This is a genomic window from Spirillospora sp. NPDC048911 (assembly GCF_043198015.1).
Taxonomy (GTDB): Bacteria; Actinomycetota; Actinomycetes; order Streptosporangiales; family Streptosporangiaceae; genus Spirillospora.
The window spans coordinates 193,934-211,662 of the sequence record NZ_JBICUD010000006.1 but is presented as its reverse complement, the minus strand read 5'-3'; the positions used below and the strand labels follow the sequence as shown (position 1 = coordinate 211,662).

The 17,729-nt window shown below is 70.2% G+C and carries 17 protein-coding genes and 4 tRNA genes; 14 read left to right on the top strand and 7 right to left on the bottom strand.

The annotated features are described in order from the left end of the window. Window positions 1–27 precede the first annotated feature (27 nt). Entirely contained in the window at window positions 28–921 is an 894-nt protein-coding gene (locus ACGFNU_RS27505; protein ID WP_392598098.1) for a LysR family transcriptional regulator, read from the bottom strand. A 99-nt stretch (window positions 922–1,020) separates the two neighbouring features. Between ACGFNU_RS27505 and ACGFNU_RS27500 the strand changes: the two genes are divergently transcribed. From ACGFNU_RS27500 to ACGFNU_RS27455, 10 genes are all read left to right on the top strand, one after another. Next, window positions 1,021–1,656: a dihydrofolate reductase family protein gene (locus ACGFNU_RS27500; protein ID WP_392598096.1), complete on the top strand. Its 636-nt coding sequence runs from the start codon at window positions 1,021–1,023 to the stop codon at window positions 1,654–1,656. A 5-nt stretch (window positions 1,657–1,661) separates the two neighbouring features. After that, window positions 1,662–2,219: a hypothetical protein gene (locus ACGFNU_RS27495; RefSeq protein ID WP_392598094.1), complete on the top strand. Its 558-nt coding sequence runs from the start codon at window positions 1,662–1,664 to the stop codon at window positions 2,217–2,219. A 179-nt stretch (window positions 2,220–2,398) separates the two neighbouring features. Further along, entirely contained in the window at window positions 2,399–2,665 is a 267-nt protein-coding gene (locus ACGFNU_RS27490) for a sigma factor-like helix-turn-helix DNA-binding protein (protein WP_392598092.1), read from the top strand. A gap of 45 nt (window positions 2,666–2,710) precedes the next feature. Continuing rightward, complete coding sequence (gene pta / locus ACGFNU_RS27485) at window positions 2,711–4,732, top strand: phosphate acetyltransferase (RefSeq protein WP_392598090.1); 2,022 nt, start codon at window positions 2,711–2,713, stop codon at window positions 4,730–4,732. Then, window positions 4,729–5,892 (top strand): acetate/propionate family kinase, encoded by a 1,164-nt coding sequence (locus ACGFNU_RS27480; RefSeq protein WP_392598088.1) that lies wholly within the window; start codon window positions 4,729–4,731, stop codon window positions 5,890–5,892. The genes pta and ACGFNU_RS27480 overlap by 4 nt, the downstream gene beginning before the upstream one ends. 286 nt (window positions 5,893–6,178) lie before the next feature. Further along, a complete protein-coding gene (locus ACGFNU_RS27475) occupies window positions 6,179–6,427 on the top strand; it encodes a hypothetical protein (protein ID WP_392598087.1) in 249 nt (82 codons plus the stop codon). 291 nt (window positions 6,428–6,718) lie between these two features. Then, window positions 6,719–6,804, top strand: a tRNA-Ser gene (locus ACGFNU_RS27470). Window position 6,805: 1 nt separating this feature from the next. Further along, window positions 6,806–6,880, top strand: a tRNA-Ile gene (locus tag ACGFNU_RS27465). A 1-nt stretch (window position 6,881) separates the two neighbouring features. Beyond that, window positions 6,882–6,972 (top strand) — tRNA-Arg (locus tag ACGFNU_RS27460). A gap of 1 nt (window position 6,973) precedes the next feature. Further along, window positions 6,974–7,047, top strand: a tRNA-His gene (locus tag ACGFNU_RS27455). Here the strand turns inward: ACGFNU_RS27455 and ACGFNU_RS27450 are convergent. Continuing rightward, entirely contained in the window at window positions 7,047–7,532 is a 486-nt protein-coding gene (locus tag ACGFNU_RS27450) for an SRPBCC family protein (protein ID WP_392598085.1), read from the bottom strand. The genes ACGFNU_RS27455 and ACGFNU_RS27450 overlap by 1 nt on opposite strands. After that, entirely contained in the window at window positions 7,529–7,885 is a 357-nt protein-coding gene (locus tag ACGFNU_RS27445) for an ArsR/SmtB family transcription factor (RefSeq protein WP_392598083.1), read from the bottom strand. The genes ACGFNU_RS27450 and ACGFNU_RS27445 overlap by 4 nt, the downstream gene beginning before the upstream one ends. Before the next feature lie 136 nt (window positions 7,886–8,021). Here ACGFNU_RS27445 and ACGFNU_RS27440 point away from each other — a divergent pair, with 136 nt between their 5' ends. Beyond that, the gene (locus tag ACGFNU_RS27440) at window positions 8,022–9,860 is read left to right on the top strand and encodes a glycoside hydrolase family 3 protein (protein WP_392598081.1); all 1,839 of its coding nucleotides are present in this window, start codon (window positions 8,022–8,024) and stop codon (window positions 9,858–9,860) included. A gap of 81 nt (window positions 9,861–9,941) precedes the next feature. Here the strand turns inward: ACGFNU_RS27440 and ACGFNU_RS27435 are convergent, their stop codons facing one another. Continuing rightward, window positions 9,942–11,078, bottom strand: coding sequence for an acyl-CoA dehydrogenase family protein (locus tag ACGFNU_RS27435; RefSeq protein WP_392598079.1), 1,137 nt, complete (start codon window positions 11,076–11,078; stop codon window positions 9,942–9,944). Window positions 11,079–11,274: 196 nt separating this feature from the next. Here ACGFNU_RS27435 and ACGFNU_RS27430 point away from each other — a divergent pair, with 196 nt between their 5' ends. The 3 genes from ACGFNU_RS27430 to ACGFNU_RS27420 are packed head-to-tail and all read left to right on the top strand — an operon-like array spanning window position 11,275 to window position 14,071. Beyond that, complete coding sequence (locus ACGFNU_RS27430) at window positions 11,275–12,426, top strand: CaiB/BaiF CoA transferase family protein (protein WP_392598077.1); 1,152 nt, start codon at window positions 11,275–11,277, stop codon at window positions 12,424–12,426. After that, window positions 12,423–13,106, top strand: a complete 684-nt coding sequence (locus ACGFNU_RS27425; protein ID WP_392598075.1) for a GntR family transcriptional regulator — start codon at window positions 12,423–12,425, stop codon at window positions 13,104–13,106. The genes ACGFNU_RS27430 and ACGFNU_RS27425 overlap by 4 nt, the downstream gene beginning before the upstream one ends. Continuing rightward, window positions 13,103–14,071 (top strand): TAXI family TRAP transporter solute-binding subunit, encoded by a 969-nt coding sequence (locus ACGFNU_RS27420; protein ID WP_392598073.1) that lies wholly within the window; start codon window positions 13,103–13,105, stop codon window positions 14,069–14,071. Before ACGFNU_RS27425 ends, ACGFNU_RS27420 begins: the two co-directional genes overlap by 4 nt. A 66-nt stretch (window positions 14,072–14,137) precedes the next feature. Here the strand turns inward: ACGFNU_RS27420 and ACGFNU_RS27415 are convergent, their stop codons facing one another. From ACGFNU_RS27415 to ACGFNU_RS27405, 3 genes are all read right to left on the bottom strand, one after another. Continuing rightward, window positions 14,138–15,514: a sensor histidine kinase gene (locus ACGFNU_RS27415; protein ID WP_392598071.1), complete on the bottom strand. Its 1,377-nt coding sequence runs from the start codon at window positions 15,512–15,514 to the stop codon at window positions 14,138–14,140. After that, on the bottom strand, window positions 15,514–16,191 hold the full coding sequence (locus ACGFNU_RS27410; RefSeq protein WP_392598069.1) for a response regulator transcription factor: 678 nt from the start codon (window positions 16,189–16,191) through the stop codon (window positions 15,514–15,516). The genes ACGFNU_RS27415 and ACGFNU_RS27410 overlap by 1 nt, the downstream gene beginning before the upstream one ends. Window positions 16,192–16,266: 75 nt before the next feature. Further along, window positions 16,267–17,673, bottom strand: a complete 1,407-nt coding sequence (locus ACGFNU_RS27405) for an MFS transporter (protein ID WP_392598067.1) — start codon at window positions 17,671–17,673, stop codon at window positions 16,267–16,269. Window positions 17,674–17,729: the final 56 nt, after the last annotated feature.

Genomic DNA, 17,729 nt, shown 5'->3' with positions numbered 1-17,729 from the left:
TCCAGGTCAAACCGAGGCCAAGGCCGCTCACTCGGAGTCGTCGTCCAGGAACTCGCCGGTTCGGGCGGTGTCCTGGAGGGCTTGGATCAGCGCGACGGTGGCGGGCGGGTCGGGCGGATCGCCGTAGGTGATGGCGTGGATCTGGCGGGTGAAGCCGGGTATCTCGGTGGTGTGGACGGCGGGCAGGCGGTGGGCGCGGAGGGAGAGCCCGGGCAAGGTGGTGACACCGAGGCCGGCGGCGACGAGGGCCTGCACGACCACCATGTCGTCGCAGATGGAATCGACCCGCGGGGCGAAACCGTATTCCTGGCAGACGGCGGTGAGCTCGCGCTGGCACCGTTCGCAGCCGCCGATCCAGGCGGAATGGCGATGGTTCGCGACGCTGTCGTCGGGGCGCCGGCTCACGAGGTAGATCGGGTCGTCGGCGACGTGGACCATGCGGAATCCCTCGGCCTCCAGCGGAGCGTGCGCGTGCCGGAACACGAGCGCGACCTCGACCTCGCCGTGGCGCAGCATCTCCAGCGCCTCGACCGGATGACGGTCGATCACGCTCAGGTTGAGGCCCGGGTGCGCCTCGGCCAGCGTGGCGGCCGCCTTCGGCACGATCGTGGCCAGGACGGACGCGTTGGCGGCGAGGCGAACCCGCCCCGTCCGCAGCCCGACCTGCGCGGCCAGTTCGCTGGTCGCCGCGTCCACCCGTCCCACGATCTCGGTGGCGCGGCCGGCCAGCAGCGCGCCCTCGGGGGTGAGCCGGACCCCGCGCCCCACCCGCTGGATGAGCTTGACGCCGGTGGCCGCTTCCAGGCGGGACAGGTGATGGCTCACCGACGACTGCGAGTAGTGAAGATCTTTCGCGGCCTCGGTCACCGACCCGTGCCGCGCCACCGCGGCCAGCACCTTCAGATGGATCAGGTTCAGCACACTTCGAAGATATCGATGATTACCCGGAAGTATTGGCATTAGACGTCATCTCTCACTCCATCCATGCTCTCTAGTGACGGGACACCGACTGGAGGCACGATGAGCAAGCTCAGATGTCACATCTCGATCTCGCTGGACGGTTACGTCGCCGGCCCGAACCAGAGCGAGGAGAACCCGCTCGGCGAGGGCGGCGAGAGTCTGCACGACTGGGTGGTTCCGCTGGCGGCCTTCCGCGAGGCCCACGGCGGCGAGGGCGGCGAGGCGAACCCGAGCACATCGGTGTTCGAGGAGGCCAACGCGAACATCGGCGCCGCGATCATGGGCCGGAACATGTTCGGCCCCATCGGCGGCGGCGCCTGGGACGAGCAGTGGAAGGGCTGGTGGGGCGACGAGCCGCCGTACCACTACCCGGTGTTCATCGTCACCCATCACCCGCGCGAATCAGTGCAGATGAAAGGAGGAACGACCTACCACTTCGTGACCGACGGCATCGAGTCCGCGCTCGACCAGGCGAAGAAGGCCGCCGGCGACAAGGACGTGATGCTGTGGGGCGGCGGCGACATCGCTCGCCAATACCTGGCCGCGGGCCTCCTGGACGAGCTAGAACTGCACGTCGTTCCCATCTTGCTAGGTGGCGGTTCACGCCTCCTCGACAACACGAACGTGCGACTCGAGCAGATCCGGGCCGTCGAGGCGCCCGGCGTCGCCCACCTCAAATACCGGATCGTGCCGTGACCGCCATGGACCTGCGAACCTTCATCGACGACGTAACAGACATAGTGCGCAGCACCAACGACGAGCACGAACTCACGACCCGGATCGCCAAGAGAATGTCGGCCCTGCTAACCAACGGCTACCGGCTTCCGCCAGAGCTCACGCGACCCTCGTCCAGCCGCCACGTGACCTATCCCCTCTACATCGCGCCCGACAACAGCTGGTCGATGGCGTCCGTCGTCTGGGACGTGGGCCAGCGGACCAACGTCCATTCGCACGACACATGGGGCGTCGTCGGCATCTACGCGGGAGTCGAACACGAGTTCCGCTACCTCAAGCCACCGGAGTCCGCCGAGCCCACACCACTGACCCCGGCCGGCGAAGCCCAATGGTCACCAGGCCAGGTGACCGTCTGCTGCACCACCGACGACGACGTCCACGCCGTCGAAGCCATCGGCAGCGAACCCACCATCGGAATCCACGTCTACGGCGGCGACATCGGCACGATCAAACGCCGCTCCTACGACCCCGACACCGGCGAAGCCCACTGGTTCGTCTCAGGCTGGGACACCCCCGAAACATAACCGCGGCCAGCGCCCCCCACGTCCAGCCGAACCCCCATGGGCCTAGCCCTCCCCGGTACCGCCCCACGAAGCCCAGCCAGACACGGCCAGACGTGATCGGAATAACGTCTTCTGAGCCCTTCCTTAAGCGGGCCCTAAGGGGGCGGCGGTGGGCTGGTTGCGGTGCCAGATTCATTCTCGTGACACTGCGATACGGCAAGAGCGCGATCGACGAGACCGTCGCACAGACGTTTGTTCCCGGCGGCGTGGCGGACGCTGGCATCCGCCCCGCAGTGGTTGCGCGGGCGTACCGGACGCTCGACCCGGTCCACCGCGAGATCCTCACCGAGACGGTGTTCCGCGAGCGGTCGGTGAACGAGGCCGCGGCGACGCTGGGGCTTCCGGTGGACGTGGTCAAGGTACGCGTCTACCAGGCCCTGCGCGCGCTGAGAGCGGCCCTTGACTGAGCCCGGCGCGACGCGTCCCGTACGATCGATCAAGTGACGCACGCGGTGTACATCGCGGCCAGTGACGCCGCTACCAAGAAGGCCGCGATCGCGGTGGGCATGACCGAACTGCTCTCGCGCCGGGTCGGGCGGGTGGGGGTGTTCCGGCCCGTGGTGCGCGCCGGGCGGCCGGACCATCTGGTGGAGACGCTGCGCTCGCGTTTCCGGCTCGTCCACAGCGCCACCGGCGTGACGTACGAGGATGTGCACAAGGACCACCGGCGAGCCACGGCCGACATCGTCGCTCGGTACAGGGGTCTTGCCGATCAGGTCGACGCGGTGGTCATTGTCGGTACTGATTACACCGATGTGGGGGCGCCGACTGAGTTCGGGTTCAACGCCGAGCTGGCCGCTCATCTTGGCGCTCCGCTTCTTCTTGTGGTGAACGGGCGCGGACGTACCCCGGCCGAGAACGGCGTGGCTGTGGAGTTGGCGCTTACTGAGATCAAGGCCGAGCACGCTACTGAGCTGGCCACTGTCGTTACCCGTGTTGAGCCTGTTGATGTGCCGGCTGTCGCACGGCCGGATCGGCTGCTTTTCGCGCTTCCCGAGGTGCCCCGGCTGTCCGCGCCGACCGTGCGGGATCTGATGGAGGCGTGCGACGGCCAGCTCTTGCTGGGGGAGGAGCGGCTGCTCGGCCGGGAGGTCGGCGCCATCCTCGTCGGCGCGATGTCACTGCCCAATATTCTCACTCGGCTGACCGAGGGTGCTGCGATCATCATTCCGTCCGACCGTGCGGCCGGGCTGCTGCCTGGGCTTCTCGTCGCGCATACCGCTCCGACGTTCCCCGCGCTTTCGGGGATTGTGATGAGCGGGGGAATGGAGCTTCCCGAACCGGTCGCGCAACTGCTGGACGGCATGTCGGCGCGTCTTCCGGTGGTCATCACCGAGGAGGACACGTTCGAGACCGCCACGTTGTTGTCCAAGGTCGAGGGCAGGTTCACCCCGGAGGCGGACGGGAAGATCGAGACGGCGCTCGGGTTGTTCGACGAACATGTGGACGGCGACGCGTTGCTCGACCGGCTGCAGGTGAGCAAGACCGCGGTCACGCCGCTGATGTTCGAGTACGACCTGCTCGAACGGGCCCGTGACGTCACCCGCCATATCGTTCTGCCTGAGGGCGAGGACGAGCGCATCCTGCGCGCCACCGACCTTCTTCTGCGCCGTGGCGTCGCCGAGCTGACCTTGCTGGGGGACGCCGCCGAGATCGAACGCCGGGCCGCGATGCTGGGCCTCGATGTCGGTGATGCCCGGGTGGTCAGTCCTTTCGATCCGGCGTTGCGCGAACGTTTCGCGGAGGAGTACGCACGGGTGCGGGCGCACAAGGGGGTCACGCTGGATTTGGCCCGCGACACCGTTACTGATGTCTCCTATTTTGGGACGCTGATGGTGCATCTCGGGCTCGCCGACGGCATGGTGTCGGGCGCCGCGCACACCACCGCGCACACGATCCGGCCCGCCTTCGAGATCATCAAGGCCGAGCCCGGAACGGAGCTCGTGTCCAGCGTCTTCTTCATGTGCCTGCCCGATCGGGTCCTCGTCTACGGCGACTGCGCGGTCAACCCCGACCCCGGCGCCGAGGATCTCGCCGCCATCGCCATCTCCGCCGCCGCGACCGCCGCGCGGTTCGGCGTCGAGCCCCGCGTCGCGATGTTGTCGTACTCCACCGGCGATTCCGGCCACGGCGGCGACGTCGACAAGGTCCGCGCCGCCACCGCGCTCGTCCGCGACCGCAAGCCCGAGCTGCTGATCGAGGGCCCGATCCAGTACGACGCGGCGATCGATCCCGGTGTCGCGCGTACCAAACTGCCTGACAACCCGGTCGCGGGCCGTGCCACGGTCTTCGTCGTCCCCGACCTGAATACCGGCAACAACCTCTACAAGGCCGTGCAGAGAAGCGCCGGAGCCGTCGCCGTCGGGCCGGTCCTCCAGGGCTTGAGAAAACCCGTCAACGATCTCTCGCGCGGCGCGACCGTCCAGGACATCGTCAACACGGTGGCGATCACCGCAGTCCAGGCACGCCCATGAACGTTCTGGTCCTCAACTGCGGCTCGTCCTCGATCAAGTACCAGCTGCTCGACGCCACCGGCACCCTCGTCACCGGCCTGCTGGAACGCATCGGCGAAGAGACCGGCACCCTCACGCACGGGACGTCGGTGCACACCGACCACTATCCCGACCACAAAGAAGGCCTGCGCGCCGTTCTGGACGCCTTCGAAAGGCACGGGCCGTCCCTCACAGACGTTGTCGCGGTCGGCCACCGCGTCGTCCACGGCGGTGACCGCTTCAGCGACCCGGTCCTGATCGACGACAGCGTCGAGAAGGCCATCGACGAGCTGACCCCCCTCGCGCCGCTCCACAACCCCGCCAACCTTCAGGGCATCCGGGTGGCCCGCGCCGCGTTCCCCGGCCTCCCGCACGTCGCGGTCTTCGACACGGCCTTCCACCAGACGCTGCCGCCCCACGCCCACACCTACGCCGTCCCCCGCTCGTGGGCCGACCTGGGCGTTCGCCGGTACGGCTTCCACGGGACGTCTTGCGCGTACGTCTCCCGCCGCGCCGCCGGGTTCCTCGGCACGCCGCTCGCCGAGACCAACACCATCGTCCTGCACCTGGGCAACGGCGCCAGCGCGACCGCCGTCTCCGGAGGACGTTCCGTCGAGACCTCCATGGGCCTGACCCCGCTCGAAGGCCTCGTCATGGGCACCCGTTCCGGCGACATCGATCCGGCCCTCCCCGCCTACCTGGCCCGTGTCGCCGGGCTGAGCCTCATGGAGATCGACGCCGCCCTCAACCAGCACAGCGGCATGCTCGCCCTGGCCGGCGCGGGCGACCTCCGCGAGGTCTGGCGCCGGGCCGACGCCGGCGACGCCCAGGCCACCGAGGCCCTGGACATCTACTGCCACCGCATCCGCAAATACGTCGGCGCCTACTACGCCGTTCTGGGACGAGTGGACGCGATCGTCTTCACCGCGGGCGTAGGCGAGAACGACGCCCGCGTCCGCTCGCAATCGCTCTCCGGCCTGGACCGCCTGGGCATCACCATCGACCCCGCCCGCAACGAAACCCCGTCCCGAGCCGAACGAGCGATCTCACCCCCCGGCGCCGACGTCCCGGTCCTGGTGATCCCCACCAACGAAGAACGCGAGATCGCCACCCAAGCCCTGGCCGTGACCACCCACCCCTGACTCTGTCGGGGGTGTCCGACAAAATCTCGGCGTGGCGATTCAGGTGGAGAACCGGCGGCGGAAGCGGACGCCGATCGAGGCGGCGCATCCGGAAGCCGTGATCATCGATGTCACCTCGCGGGGACGTGGGCGGCCTCTCTACACCGTTGTCGCACACCGCTCTCGTCGCCGCGCACGTTGGGGTTTAGATCTACCCAATCGTGGGCGTTCCCTGGGCCCGATATTGACTACGGAACGTAAGACTCTGTCGCGAAACGTAGCCGTCCCCCAGAAGTGAGGCGATGCGATGAGGTCACGTATCCACCTGGCCGTGCTCGGTGTCAGCGGTGCCGCGCTGGCGTTCACGGCCTGCCTGGTGCCCGCCGCCGTGGCAGAGCAGCGCGGCACGTGGCGCGACACCGGCGCCCGGTTCTACTGGTACGAGAGCTGCCGCGAGGCCGGCAAGGCCGGCGTCCGCAACGAGGGCTGGGAGGCCTGGGACTGCAAGGGCAGCTCCGCGCCCTGGTCGCAGTACGAGCTCTGGTCCCTGAAGTAGCAGAAAGGACGGGCTGCGCCGCAGTTCCTCCCGCGGCGCGGCCCACCCTTTGCCGTGGCCACAGTCTTTCTCGCCATGGGCGCAAAATAAATGCGTTGCGGTGAGGGAACCGCTTTGGCACAGTGAACGTCGAACGCAGTGATACCGACCTGGAGAGGAGCCCACGATGCGAAGCCGAATGCAGAGCAGTCATCGTCTCTCCGGTCTCAGGAGCGGCCGCCACCGAAAGTAACGTTCCGGTGTGCCCGCCGCCCGTGGACCTGGAGTCCATCGGGCGGTTTTTCTTTTCCCGGAGGGTTGGCCGAGTGGTAAGGCAGCGGGTTGCTAAGCCGTCGTCAGGGTCACCCCCTGCGTGAGTTCGATTCTCACACCCTCCGCGCCGGATAGGGAGACTGGTCTGTCTCCGGTGGTCTCATAAACCACATCAGGCAGGTTCGATTCCTGCATCCGGTACGTCTCCGTGGCGCAGTGGATAGCGCGTCGGGTTGCGAACTCGAAGGTCGCATCTGGTTGGCCAGGGCAAGCACAGTATCCTGCCGGAGGCGCGGCGTTCGTGGTGTGGTGGTCTGCACGCCAGGTTGTGGCCCTGGAGGTCCCGGTTCGATACCGGGCGATCGCCCTAGGTGAGTTGCTCGAAGTAGGGCTTCTGAGAAGGGTAGTAGTCGTCGAAGTTGGGCCTGGGAGTGTCTTCTCGGGAAGACACAAGCATGTCGAGGTAGTACTCCCAGCCTGGTCCTACTTCGCCGATTCCTTCTTCGGTGGTGAGATGGTGGATCAGTTTCAGTTCTGTGAGGCCGTCCTGGTGAGTGAGCCGGAGTTCCAGGCGCCAGTGGCCCGCTTCGTCGTTGGTGGTCAGTAGTAGGCGTTCGGGTGGTTCGCACGCCTCGATGCGCATTTCGCTCCAGGGCTCTCCTTCTTCGAAGGACAATTGCACCTTGATGGTGCGGCCGGGCGCGGCGTCGCCTTTCCAGGGGCCGAACCATCGGGCTGTTCGGTGCGGTTCGGTGACGCTGGCCCAGACGTCGTCGATGGGCGCCTTGAACGTGCGGGTGAGCACGAGGTCACTGCCGTCGGCGGTGCGCAAGAGTCGGCCGGTGGGTTTCATGCGGTGTTCTCCTTCGGCGTGGGGTCAGGCGTGGAGCGCTCCCGGGCGGTGCGCCGGACCTCGGTCTCCAGCGCGTCCAGACGGTGCTGCCAGCCGGTGGGGGAGCGCAGGAACGTGATCCACTCGGCCAGTTCGGTCAGAGGGGCGGGGTCGAGGGTGTACAGGCGCCGCCTGCCCATCAGTTCGTCGTGGACGAGGCCGCTCTCGCGCAGGACCCGCAGGTGACGGCTGATCGCGGGGCGGCTGATCGTGAACCGCGACGCGATGTCGCCGACCGTGCGGGGCTCGCCCCGGAGCAGGGTCAGGATCTCCCGGCGCACGGGGTCGGCGATCGCGTTCATCACCTCGTCCATGCCCTAAAGCGTAACTCATGGGTTACGGGTTCGGTGTCCGGATGCGGTCGTTGCGCGGCTCGGACGATCGACTTACGTTCCTTTTGTTGAGTGCGGCAACGTATTCCGGATCCCGAGCTCCTAGCGGAGGCGAACGATGCACCGCAGACCACCCCGAACCCTCGCAATCGGCCTGGCGACGACGTTGCTGCTGGGCGGTGGTGCCGTCGCGGAGGTTCCCGCGGCGAGCGCGGCCACCTACGCGAACGCGAAGAAACCGGTGCGGGAACGGGTCGAGGCGCTGCTCAAGCGGATGAGCCTGGACGAGAAGATCGGCCAGATGACGCAGGCCGAACGGGGCGGCATCACCGGGGACGACATCACCCGCTACCGGCTCGGCTCGGTGCTGTCGGGCGGCGGCTCCACGCCCACCCCGAACACCCCGGAGGCCTGGGCCGACATGACCGACGGCTTCCAGCGGCAGGCCCTCGCCACGCCGCTGAAGGTGCCGCTGATCTATGGCGTGGACGCGGTGCACGGGCACAACAACGTGGTCGGGGCGACGATCTTCCCGCACAACATCGGACTCGGGGCGACGCGTGATCCGGGGCTCGTCCGGAAGATCGGGCGCGCCACGGCCGAAGAGGTCACCGGCACGGGACCCGACTGGACGTTCGCGCCCTGCCTGTGCGTCGCGCGCAACGACCGCTGGGGACGGACGTACGAGTCGTTCGGCGAGGTGCCCGAGCTGCCCTCGGCGATGTCGACCGTCGTGGACGGTTTCCAAGGGCGGCGGCTGGACGGGCCAGCGTCCATCCTGGCGACCGCCAAGCACTACGTAGGCGACGGCGGCACGACCGGCGGCGTCGACCAGGGCGACACGCAGATCTCCGAGGCCGAACTGCGGCGGATCCACCTGCCGCCGTTCCGCGCGGCGGTGCGGCGGGGCGTGGGATCGGTGATGATCTCGTTCAACTCGTGGAACGGCGTCAAGCTGCACGGCCACCGCTACCTCATCACCGACGTGCTCAAGCGGGAGCTCGGGTTCAAGGGCTTCGTGGTCTCCGACTGGAACGGCATCGACCAGATCGACGGGCAGCCCGGATTCACCCCGGCCGAGGTCACGACGGCCGTCAACGCCGGCCTCGACATGTTCATGGTGCCGAACGACTGGAAGCGGTTCATCGACACGCTGCGCGCCGAGGTGCAGGCCGGACGGGTCTCGATGGCCCGCATCGACGACGCCAACCGGCGCATCCTGACCAAGAAGTTCGAGCTCGGGCTGTTCGAGCGCCCGTTCGCCGACCGGCGCTACCTCGCCACCGTCGGCAGCGCCGAGCATCGCGCGCTCGCGCGGCACGCGGCGGCCAGGACGCAGACGCTCCTCAAGAACGCGGGCGGCGTACTGCCGCTCAAGCGGAACAACAACAAGATCTTCGTGGCCGGCAAGAGCGCCGACGACATCGGCATCCAGACCGGCGGCTGGACGATCACATGGCAGGGCTCGCCCGGCGCCATCACGCCGGGGACCACGATCCTCCAGGGCATCCGCCAGAACGCGGGCCGCGGCACGACGGTCACCTATGACAAGGAAGGCGACGGCGTCGACCGTTCCTACAAGGCGGCGATCGCGGTCGTCGGCGAGCTTCCGTACGCGGAGTTCATGGGCGACCGGCCCGGCGCGATGGGGCTCGACGAGGCGGACCTGGCGACCCTCGCCAAGCTGCGGGCGTCCGGCGTGCCGGTCATCGTGGTCCTGGTGTCGGGGCGGCCGCTGGACATCGCCGCCGAGCTGCCCAAGTGGAACGCGCTGCTGGAGGCCTGGCTGCCCGGCACCGAGGGACGCGGCGTCGCGGACGTGCTCTTCGGCCTCGCCCGGCCGACCGGCAAGCTGCCGGTGACCTGGATGAAGAGCGCCGACCAGCAGCCCATCAACCGGGGCGACGGCAAGGACCCGCTGTTCCCGTTCGGCTACGGCCTGACCTACCGCCGCTAGGCCTGACCACCGGCACCAGGAAGGACTCCCGCCGTGCCGTCTGAGACGGCACGGCGGGACCTTCTCAGACACCGAAACCCATCAGCGGAAGGCGGCTTCGCCTGTCAGGGCACGGCCGATGACCAGCGTGTGCACCTCGCTCGTGCCCTCGTAGGTCAGCACCGACTCCAGGTTGTTGGCGTGCCGGATCACCGGGTATTCGAGCGTGATCCCGTTCGCGCCCAGAATCGTGCGGCACTGGCGGGCGATGTCGATCGCCTCGCGCACGTTGTTGAGCTTGCCCAGGCTGACCCGTTCGGGCGCCAGGTCGCCACTGTCCTTGAGCCGTCCCAGGTGGATCGCGAGCAGCATGCCCTTGCCGAGCTCCAGCGTCATGTCGGCCAGCTTCTGCTGGGTGAGCTGGTACGAGGCGAGCGAACGGGCGAACACCTCGCGTTCGGCAGCGTACGAGAGGGCCGTCTCCAGGCAGTCGCGGGCCGCGCCGAGCGCGCCGAAGATGATGCCGAAGCGCGCCTCATTGAGGCAGCCGAGCGGGCCGGACAGCCCGCGTGCTTCGGGCAGCATCGCGTCGGCGGGCAGCCGCACGCCGTCGAGCACGAGCTCGCTCGTCACGCTCGCGCGCAGCGACAGCTTCTTCTTGATCTCGGGGGCGGAGAAGCCCGGCGCGTCCGTGGGCACCAGGAAGCCGCGCACGCCCTCGTCGGTCCGCGCCCAGACGACCGCGACGTCGGCCACCGAGCCGTTGGTGATCCACATCTTGGTGCCATTGAGCACCCAGTCGCCGCCCTGGCGCTTGGCGGTCGTCCGCATCGAGCCGGGGTCGGAGCCCGCGTCCGGCTCGGTCAGCCCGAAGCAGCCGATCGTGTCGCCCGCCGCCATGCCGGGGAGCCACCGCCGCTTCTGCTCCTCCGACCCGTACTTCCAGATCGCGTACATGGCGAGGGAGCCCTGCACCGACACCAGGCTGCGCAGCCCGGAGTCGACGGCCTCCAGTTCGAGGCAGGCCAGCCCGTACGAGACGGCGTTGGTGCCCGCGCAGCCGTAGCCCTCCAGGTGCATGCCGAGGACGCCGATCTCGCCGAGCCGCTTGGCCAGGTCCCGCGCCGGGATCTCGCCCTCCTCGAACCAGTCCGCGACGTGCGGGCGCAGCTCGCGTTCGCCCATCGTGCGCACGGTGCGCTGGATCTCCAGCTCCTCGGCGGACAGCAGCCCGTCCATCGGACCGCCAAGCGAAGCTTGACCTTTGAAAGGGCGGCTGGGTGGGGGCTGTGGGATGGCGAACAGCTCGAACGGGTGGACGGACGACGCCATCGGACCTCTCCTCATCATCGTATTTCGGATCCAATATCCGATACTAGGATGGCAGGCGACCGCACGTCGACCCGCGAGGGGCCGGCCGGAGGAGAGGAACCGGATGGGATCACTGGACGGCATCGTCATCGCCGACTTCAGCCGCGTGCTCGCGGGTCCGTACGCGACCATGCTGCTCGCCGACCTCGGTGCCGACGTGATCAAGATCGAACGGCCCGGGAGCGGCGACGACACCCGCGCCTGGGGGCCGCCCTACGCCGACGGCGAGGCGACCTATTTCCTGGCCGTCAACCGCAACAAACGGTCGATCACCCTCGACCTGCGCGACGAGCACGACCGCGAGACCGCGCACGCGATCGTGGCCCGCGCCGACGTCCTGATCGAGAACTTCCGGCCGGGCACGATGGACCGGCTCGGCTTCGGCTACGAACGCCTCCGGGCCGCCGACCCCGGGCTCGTCTACTGCTCGGTGACCGGCTTCGGTGCGGCCGAGGGCGCCCATCTCGCCGGATACGACCTGCTCGTCCAGGCCATGGGCGGCCTGATGAGCGTGACCGGCGAGCCCGGCGGCGACGGCACCAAGGCGGGCGTCGCGCTGGTCGACGTGATCACGGGCCTGCACGCGGGCCTCGGCATCCTCGCCGCGCTCCGCCACCGTGACCGGACGGGGGAGGGCCAGCGGATCGAGGTCTCGCTGCTCGCCTCGCTCCTGTCCGCGCTGACCAACCAGGCGTCGGCGTACGTGGCGGCCGGGGCGGTGCCGCGCGCGATGGGCAACGGCCATCCGAGCGTCGCGCCGTACGAGGTGTTCACCGCCAAGGACCGGCCGCTCGTCCTGGCCGTCGGCAACGACCGGCAGTTCCGCGTGCTGTGCGACCGGCTCGGCCTTCCCGCCCTGCCCGGCGACGAACGGTTCGCCACCAACTCCGCGCGGGTCACCCACCGCGAGGAGCTGGTGGCCGCGCTGTCCGGGCCCCTCGCGACCCGGACGGCGGACGAGTGGTTCGGCGAGCTGACCGAGGCCGGGGTGCCGTGCGGGCCGATCAACGACCTGGCCGCCGCGTTCGACCTGGCCGACCGGCTCGGCCTGGACGCCGCGGTCGCGCTCGCCGACCCCCGCCGCGCCGAGCCCGTCGGCCAGGTCGCCAATCCGATCACGATGAGCGCCACACCGGCGGTCTACCGGACGGCACCGCCGCGGCTGGGCGAGGATACCGGGGACGTGCTCGCCGAACTCGAAGGGCGGTCGCGATGAGCTCCGACCTGACCAGCGTGGACCGCCAGCCCCGGCGGTCCCGGCGGCCACCGACCGCGCAGCAGTTCGTGCTGGCCGAGGTGCGCCGCGCGATCACCACAGGCGAGCTGAGGCCGGGCGCGCCGATCCGCCAGGACGCCCTGGCCGAACGGCTGGACGTGAGCCGGGTGCCGCTGCGCGAGGCGCTCAAGATCCTCGAAGGCGAGGGCCTGGTCGTCCACGAGGCGCACCGGGGCTACTTCGTCGCCGTCCTCTCCATGGCGGACCTGCGGGAGATCTATCGCATCCGCGAGCTCCTGGAGGCGGAGGCCGTCCGCGTCGCCGCCGCCCACCTGACGCCGGACGTCCTCACCGAGCTGGCGGCCGCGCAGGACGAGGTCGAACGGGCGGGGGAGGCCGGGGACGTCGCCGCCATGGCCGCCGCCAACCGGCGCTTCCACTTCATGCTCTTCGAGCGGTCGGGCATGCCGCGCCTCGTCCGCCTGATCACGACCCTCTGGGACGCGACCGACGCCTACCGGTCGCTCTACTACGGCGGCACGCCCAACCGGGAACGGGTCGTCCACGAGCACCGGGCCGTGCTCGCCGCCCTCCGCGACGGCGACATCGACGCCGCCGTCGCCTGGCTCGACCGCCACCGCGCCCACGCGGTGAGCACCCTCCAGGACGTCCTGGAATGAACGTCAGCCCAAGGAGCACCACCAGCCGCCGAGCGTTCCTGGGCATGGCCGCCGCTCTGCCAAGCCTGGCCGTCCTGCCCGGCTGTTCGAACGGCTCGCAGCGGCACCGGCTCACCCTGGCGAGCGGGCCGGTGAACGGTCCGTACGCGATCTTCGGGAAACGCCTGGCGGACGTGCTGGAGCGGCGCGGGGACGGCATCACCCTGCAGGTCCGCACCACATCCGCGAGCGTCGAGAACCTGCGCCTGCTGGGGTCCGGGCAGGCCGACCTGGCCATGGGCCTGGGCGACAGCGCCGCCGACGCCGTCGTGGGGCTCGGCCCGTTCCCCACCCCGCAGCCGGTGACGGCGCTGGCGCGGGTCTACCTCAACTACACCCACCTCGTCGTGGCCTCCGGGTCACCGGTGCGCAAGGTGGCGGACCTGGCCGGACGCCGCGTATCGCTCGGCGCGGAGGGCTCCGGCACCGCCGTCGTCGGCGAACGGATCCTGGCCGCCGCGCGCGTCTCGAGACCGGTCCGTCCGAGCCGCCTCGGGCTGGACGAGTCGGTCAAGGCGCTCGCGAACGGGACGATCGAGGCGTTCTTCTGGTCCGGCGGCGTCCCCACGAGCGCGGTCGCCGGGCTGGCGCAGCGCATGCCGATCCGGCTCGTCCCGCTCGACGGGCTCGCCGCCGAGCTCAGCCGCGCGCACGGGCCGACCTACGTCGGCGTCTCGGTGCCCGCCGGGACGTACGGGCAGCGCGCGGAGGTGCCCACGGTCGGCGTGCCGAGCTACCTGATGGCGCGTCCAGGGCTGTCGAGCACGGTGGCGTACGAGGTGACGCGAGCGATGTTCGAGTCGCGCGACAACCTGCCCGGCCCGGAGAGCCCCGGCGCCTACCTCGACGAGCGCTACGCCATCGGCACGGGCGTGGTGCCCCTCCACCCCGGCGCCGCCCGCTACTACCGCTCCGTCTACGGCTGACCCGGCCCTGCCCCTAAGAATGATCGGCCAGCCCACCCTGCCTGTCTGCCTACGGTCGACCGCTCTTTATGTCTGTTCGGCCAGGGAGAGGCGGAGCTCCACGGTCAGGCCGTGAGGGGCGGCGGGGTGGAGGGTCAGGGTTCCGTTTGCGGCGCGGGCCAGTTCGTCGGCGATGGCCAGGCCCAGGCCGCTTCCCTCTACGTTGCCGTGCCGCGGCGAGCGCCAGAAGCGGTTGCGGGCGGCGGCCAGCTCCTCGGGATCCAGGCCGGGGCCGTCGTCGGTGACGCGGAGCACCGCTGAGCCTTCGACGGCCGACAGTTCGACGGTGACGGTACCGCCGGCGGGCGCGAACTTGATCGCGTTGTCGATCGCGATGTCGGCGATGCGGCCCGCGGTTTCCGGCGGGCAGGTGGCCACGAGGCGCGAGGGGAGTTCGGTGCGCAGGGTCACTTCGCGTGCGGGCGCCACTTCCGTCCAGGCTGCGAGCCGGGGGTGGAGTTCGGCGACGAGGTCGATCGGCTCGGCGACGGCGGGCGTGCCCGCCTCGATGCGGGCGAGCGCCAGCAGGTCGTCGAGCAGCGCGCCGAGCCGGTCCATCTCCTCCATCGCGCGCTCGTACTCCCCTGTGCCCGCCGTACCCAGGTGCGGGTGAAGGTTTTCCAGGCGCAGGGACAGCACCGCCAGGGGTGTCCGCAGCTCGTGGGAGGCGTCGGCGACGAAGGCCCGCTGCCGGTCGAGCGCGGCGGCGACGGCGTCGGCCATCGCGTTGAAGCGCACCTCCAGCCGCCGCAGTTCCGAGGGGCCGGGGCCGGTGGCGGTCGTCCGGGCCGTCAGCCGTCCCGCGGCGATCGCCTCGGTGGCCGCGTCGAGCTCGGCGACGGGACGCAGCGTCCAGCGGGTCAGGCGCCGGGCGGCCACGGCGGCGACGGTGAACGCGACGGCCGCGGCGGCCGCCAGCGCGCACCAGACCACCGCGATGTCCCGGCGGGCCGCGGACGTCGGGGCGGCGAGGAGGACGGTGCCCGCGACCTGGGCGTCCCTGCCCGCGGGCTCGGCCACCACGACCCGGCGGGGGCCGAACGGGGTGACCAGGGGGAGCTGCTCGGTCGTCCGGCCCGTCAGCGCCCGGCGGGTCGCGGTCGCGGCGTCCGCGCCCGGCGCCGCCGTGCCCGCGCTGATGAGGACGGTCCGGGTGTTGTCGCGCACTTCCACGGTCGCCCCGTAGAGCGCGGCATAGCGGCGGACATCGGCGGCCAGGACGGAGGTGTCGCCCGCGCGTACGGCCTGGTCGGTCAGCTCCGCCATGCGGGTGGCGTCGGCCCGCCGGTCGAGCAGCAGTTCGCTCGTTCGCTTCTGCGCGTACGCCAGGCCGAGCGGCAGCGCCAGGGCCAGCACCAGCCCGCCGATGAGCGCCAGGTAGGTGATCAGGAGCCGGCGGCGCATCAGCCCTCGATGCCGAGCCGGTAACCGGCCCCGCGCAGCGTGCGCACCAGCCCGGGGCGGCCGGTCTTGGCCCGGATCCCGCGGATGTGCACGTCCAGTGAACGGGACGCCGCCAGGAACGCGTCGCCCCAGACCGCGTCCAGGATCTCCTCACGGCTCCGGACCACGCCGGGCTCGCGCGCCAGCAACGCGAGGACGTCGAACTCCCGCCGGGTGAGCGTGACCGCCGTGCCGTCCACGTCCACCGTCCTGGCCCGCAGGTCGATCAGCACGTCGCCGACCGCGACCGCCGCGGCGGGCGCCGGCTGCGCGCCGGGCCCGCCGCGCGGGAGGCGGCGGGCCACGGCGTCCATCCGGGCCAGCAGTTCCATGATCCGGAACGGCTTGGTGAGGTAGTCGTCGGCGCCGGCCCGCAGGCCCTGGAGCACGGTGCGCTCCTCGGTGCGCGCGGTCAGCACGATCACCGGGACGGCGGACACGCGGCGCAGCCGGCGGAGCATGTCGAGCCCGTCCATGTCGGGGAGCCCGAGATCGAGGAGGACGAAGTCGGCGCCGTCCTTGAGCCGGAGCCCGTCGTCCGCCCGGGTCACCCGGTCGACGCGGTGGCCGCGTTCGGCGAGGGCGGTGCCGAGCGCGTCGGCCAGGCGGTCGTCGTCCTCGACCAGGAGCACCCGCATGGCGACCTTTCCTCGGCTGGATCCACCCTGGGCCCTAGCGGCTCAGGGGTAGGGCCCAGGGTAGATCCTGGCAGGTCATGCGCGTGAGAGCCGCTTGCCCTCGGACGGCTCGGCGGCCTCGCTCGGCTCCGGCGGCGCCTGCTCGGCCCGCGACAGGGCGGCGTTCCGGGTCTCGCGCATCGTGAAGTAGACGATCAGCGAGACGGCGGCGCAGGCCGACACGTACCAGTAGTAGCCCGACTCGGCGCCCGCCTTCTTGAACCACAGCGCGACGTACTCGGCCGTGCCGCCGAACATCGCGTTCGCGATCGCGTACGGCAGCGCCACGCCGAGCGCCCGCACGTGGGTGGGGAACAGCTCCGCCTTCACCACCGCGTTGATCGAGGTGTAGCCCGTGATGATCACCAGCCCGGCCAGCATCAGCAGCAGCGCCGGGAGGAAACCGGACACGTCCTGCAGCGCCGACATGATCGGGACGGTGCCGAGCATGGAGCCGATGCCGAACGTGATCAGCAGCGGGCGGCGGCCGATCCGGTCCGACAGCGCCCCGGCGAGCGGCTGCAGCAGCATGAAGATCGTCAGCGCGCAGAAGCTCACCAGCGTGGCGTCGTTCTTGCTCATGCCCGCGGTGTTGGACAGGTACTTGGTCAGGTACGTCGTGTACGTGTAGTACGCCACCGTGCCGCCCATGGTCAGGGCGATCACCAGCGCGAACTCACGCTTGTGGACGAGCAGCCCGCGCAACGTGCCGCGCTCGGAGGCCTTGGCGGCCGCCCCGCCCTCGTTCGCCGTGCCCTCGGTCTCCTCCTCCTCGAACACCTCGGTCTCCAGCAGGTTGCGGCGCAGGTAGAAGACCACCGCCGCGCCGAGCGCGCCCACGATGAACGGGATGCGCCAGCCCCACGAGTGCAGGGTGTCCGCCGACATCGTCCGCTGGAGGATGATCTGCAGGCCGAGGCCGCACAGCTGGCCCGCCGTCATCGACACGTACTGGAAGCTGGAGGAGAACCCGCGCTTGCCCGGGGCGGACGCCTCGGTGAGGTAGGTGGCGCTCGCCGCGTACTCGCCGCCGACCGAGAGCCCCTGCAGCAGCCGCGCCACCAGCAGGACGGCGGCGCCGAAGTACCCGACCTGCCCGTACGTCGGCGCGATCGCGATGAGCAGAGCGCTGACCGACATCAGGGTGACCGTCGCGGTCAGCGCGGCCTTGCGGCCCTTGCGGTCGCCGAGGCGGCCCAGCAGCCAGCCGCCCACCGGCCGCATGAAGAAGCCGACCGCGAAGATGCCCATCGTGTTGAGCAGTTGCGCGGTGTCGTTGCCCTTGGGGAAGAACGCCGAGGCGAAGTAGACGGCGAAGCTGGAGTAGACGAACCAGTCGTACCACTCGACGAGGTTGCCGATCGAGCCGCCGACGAGCGCCTTCCATGGGCTGCGCGCCGGTTTCGGACGGTCGTTCGCGGTACCGGAGAGCGTCGTCGTCACCGGGCACCTCCTGGTGTTCTCGGGGTGGGCTGGAGTGACCTGCATCACCACAGGTA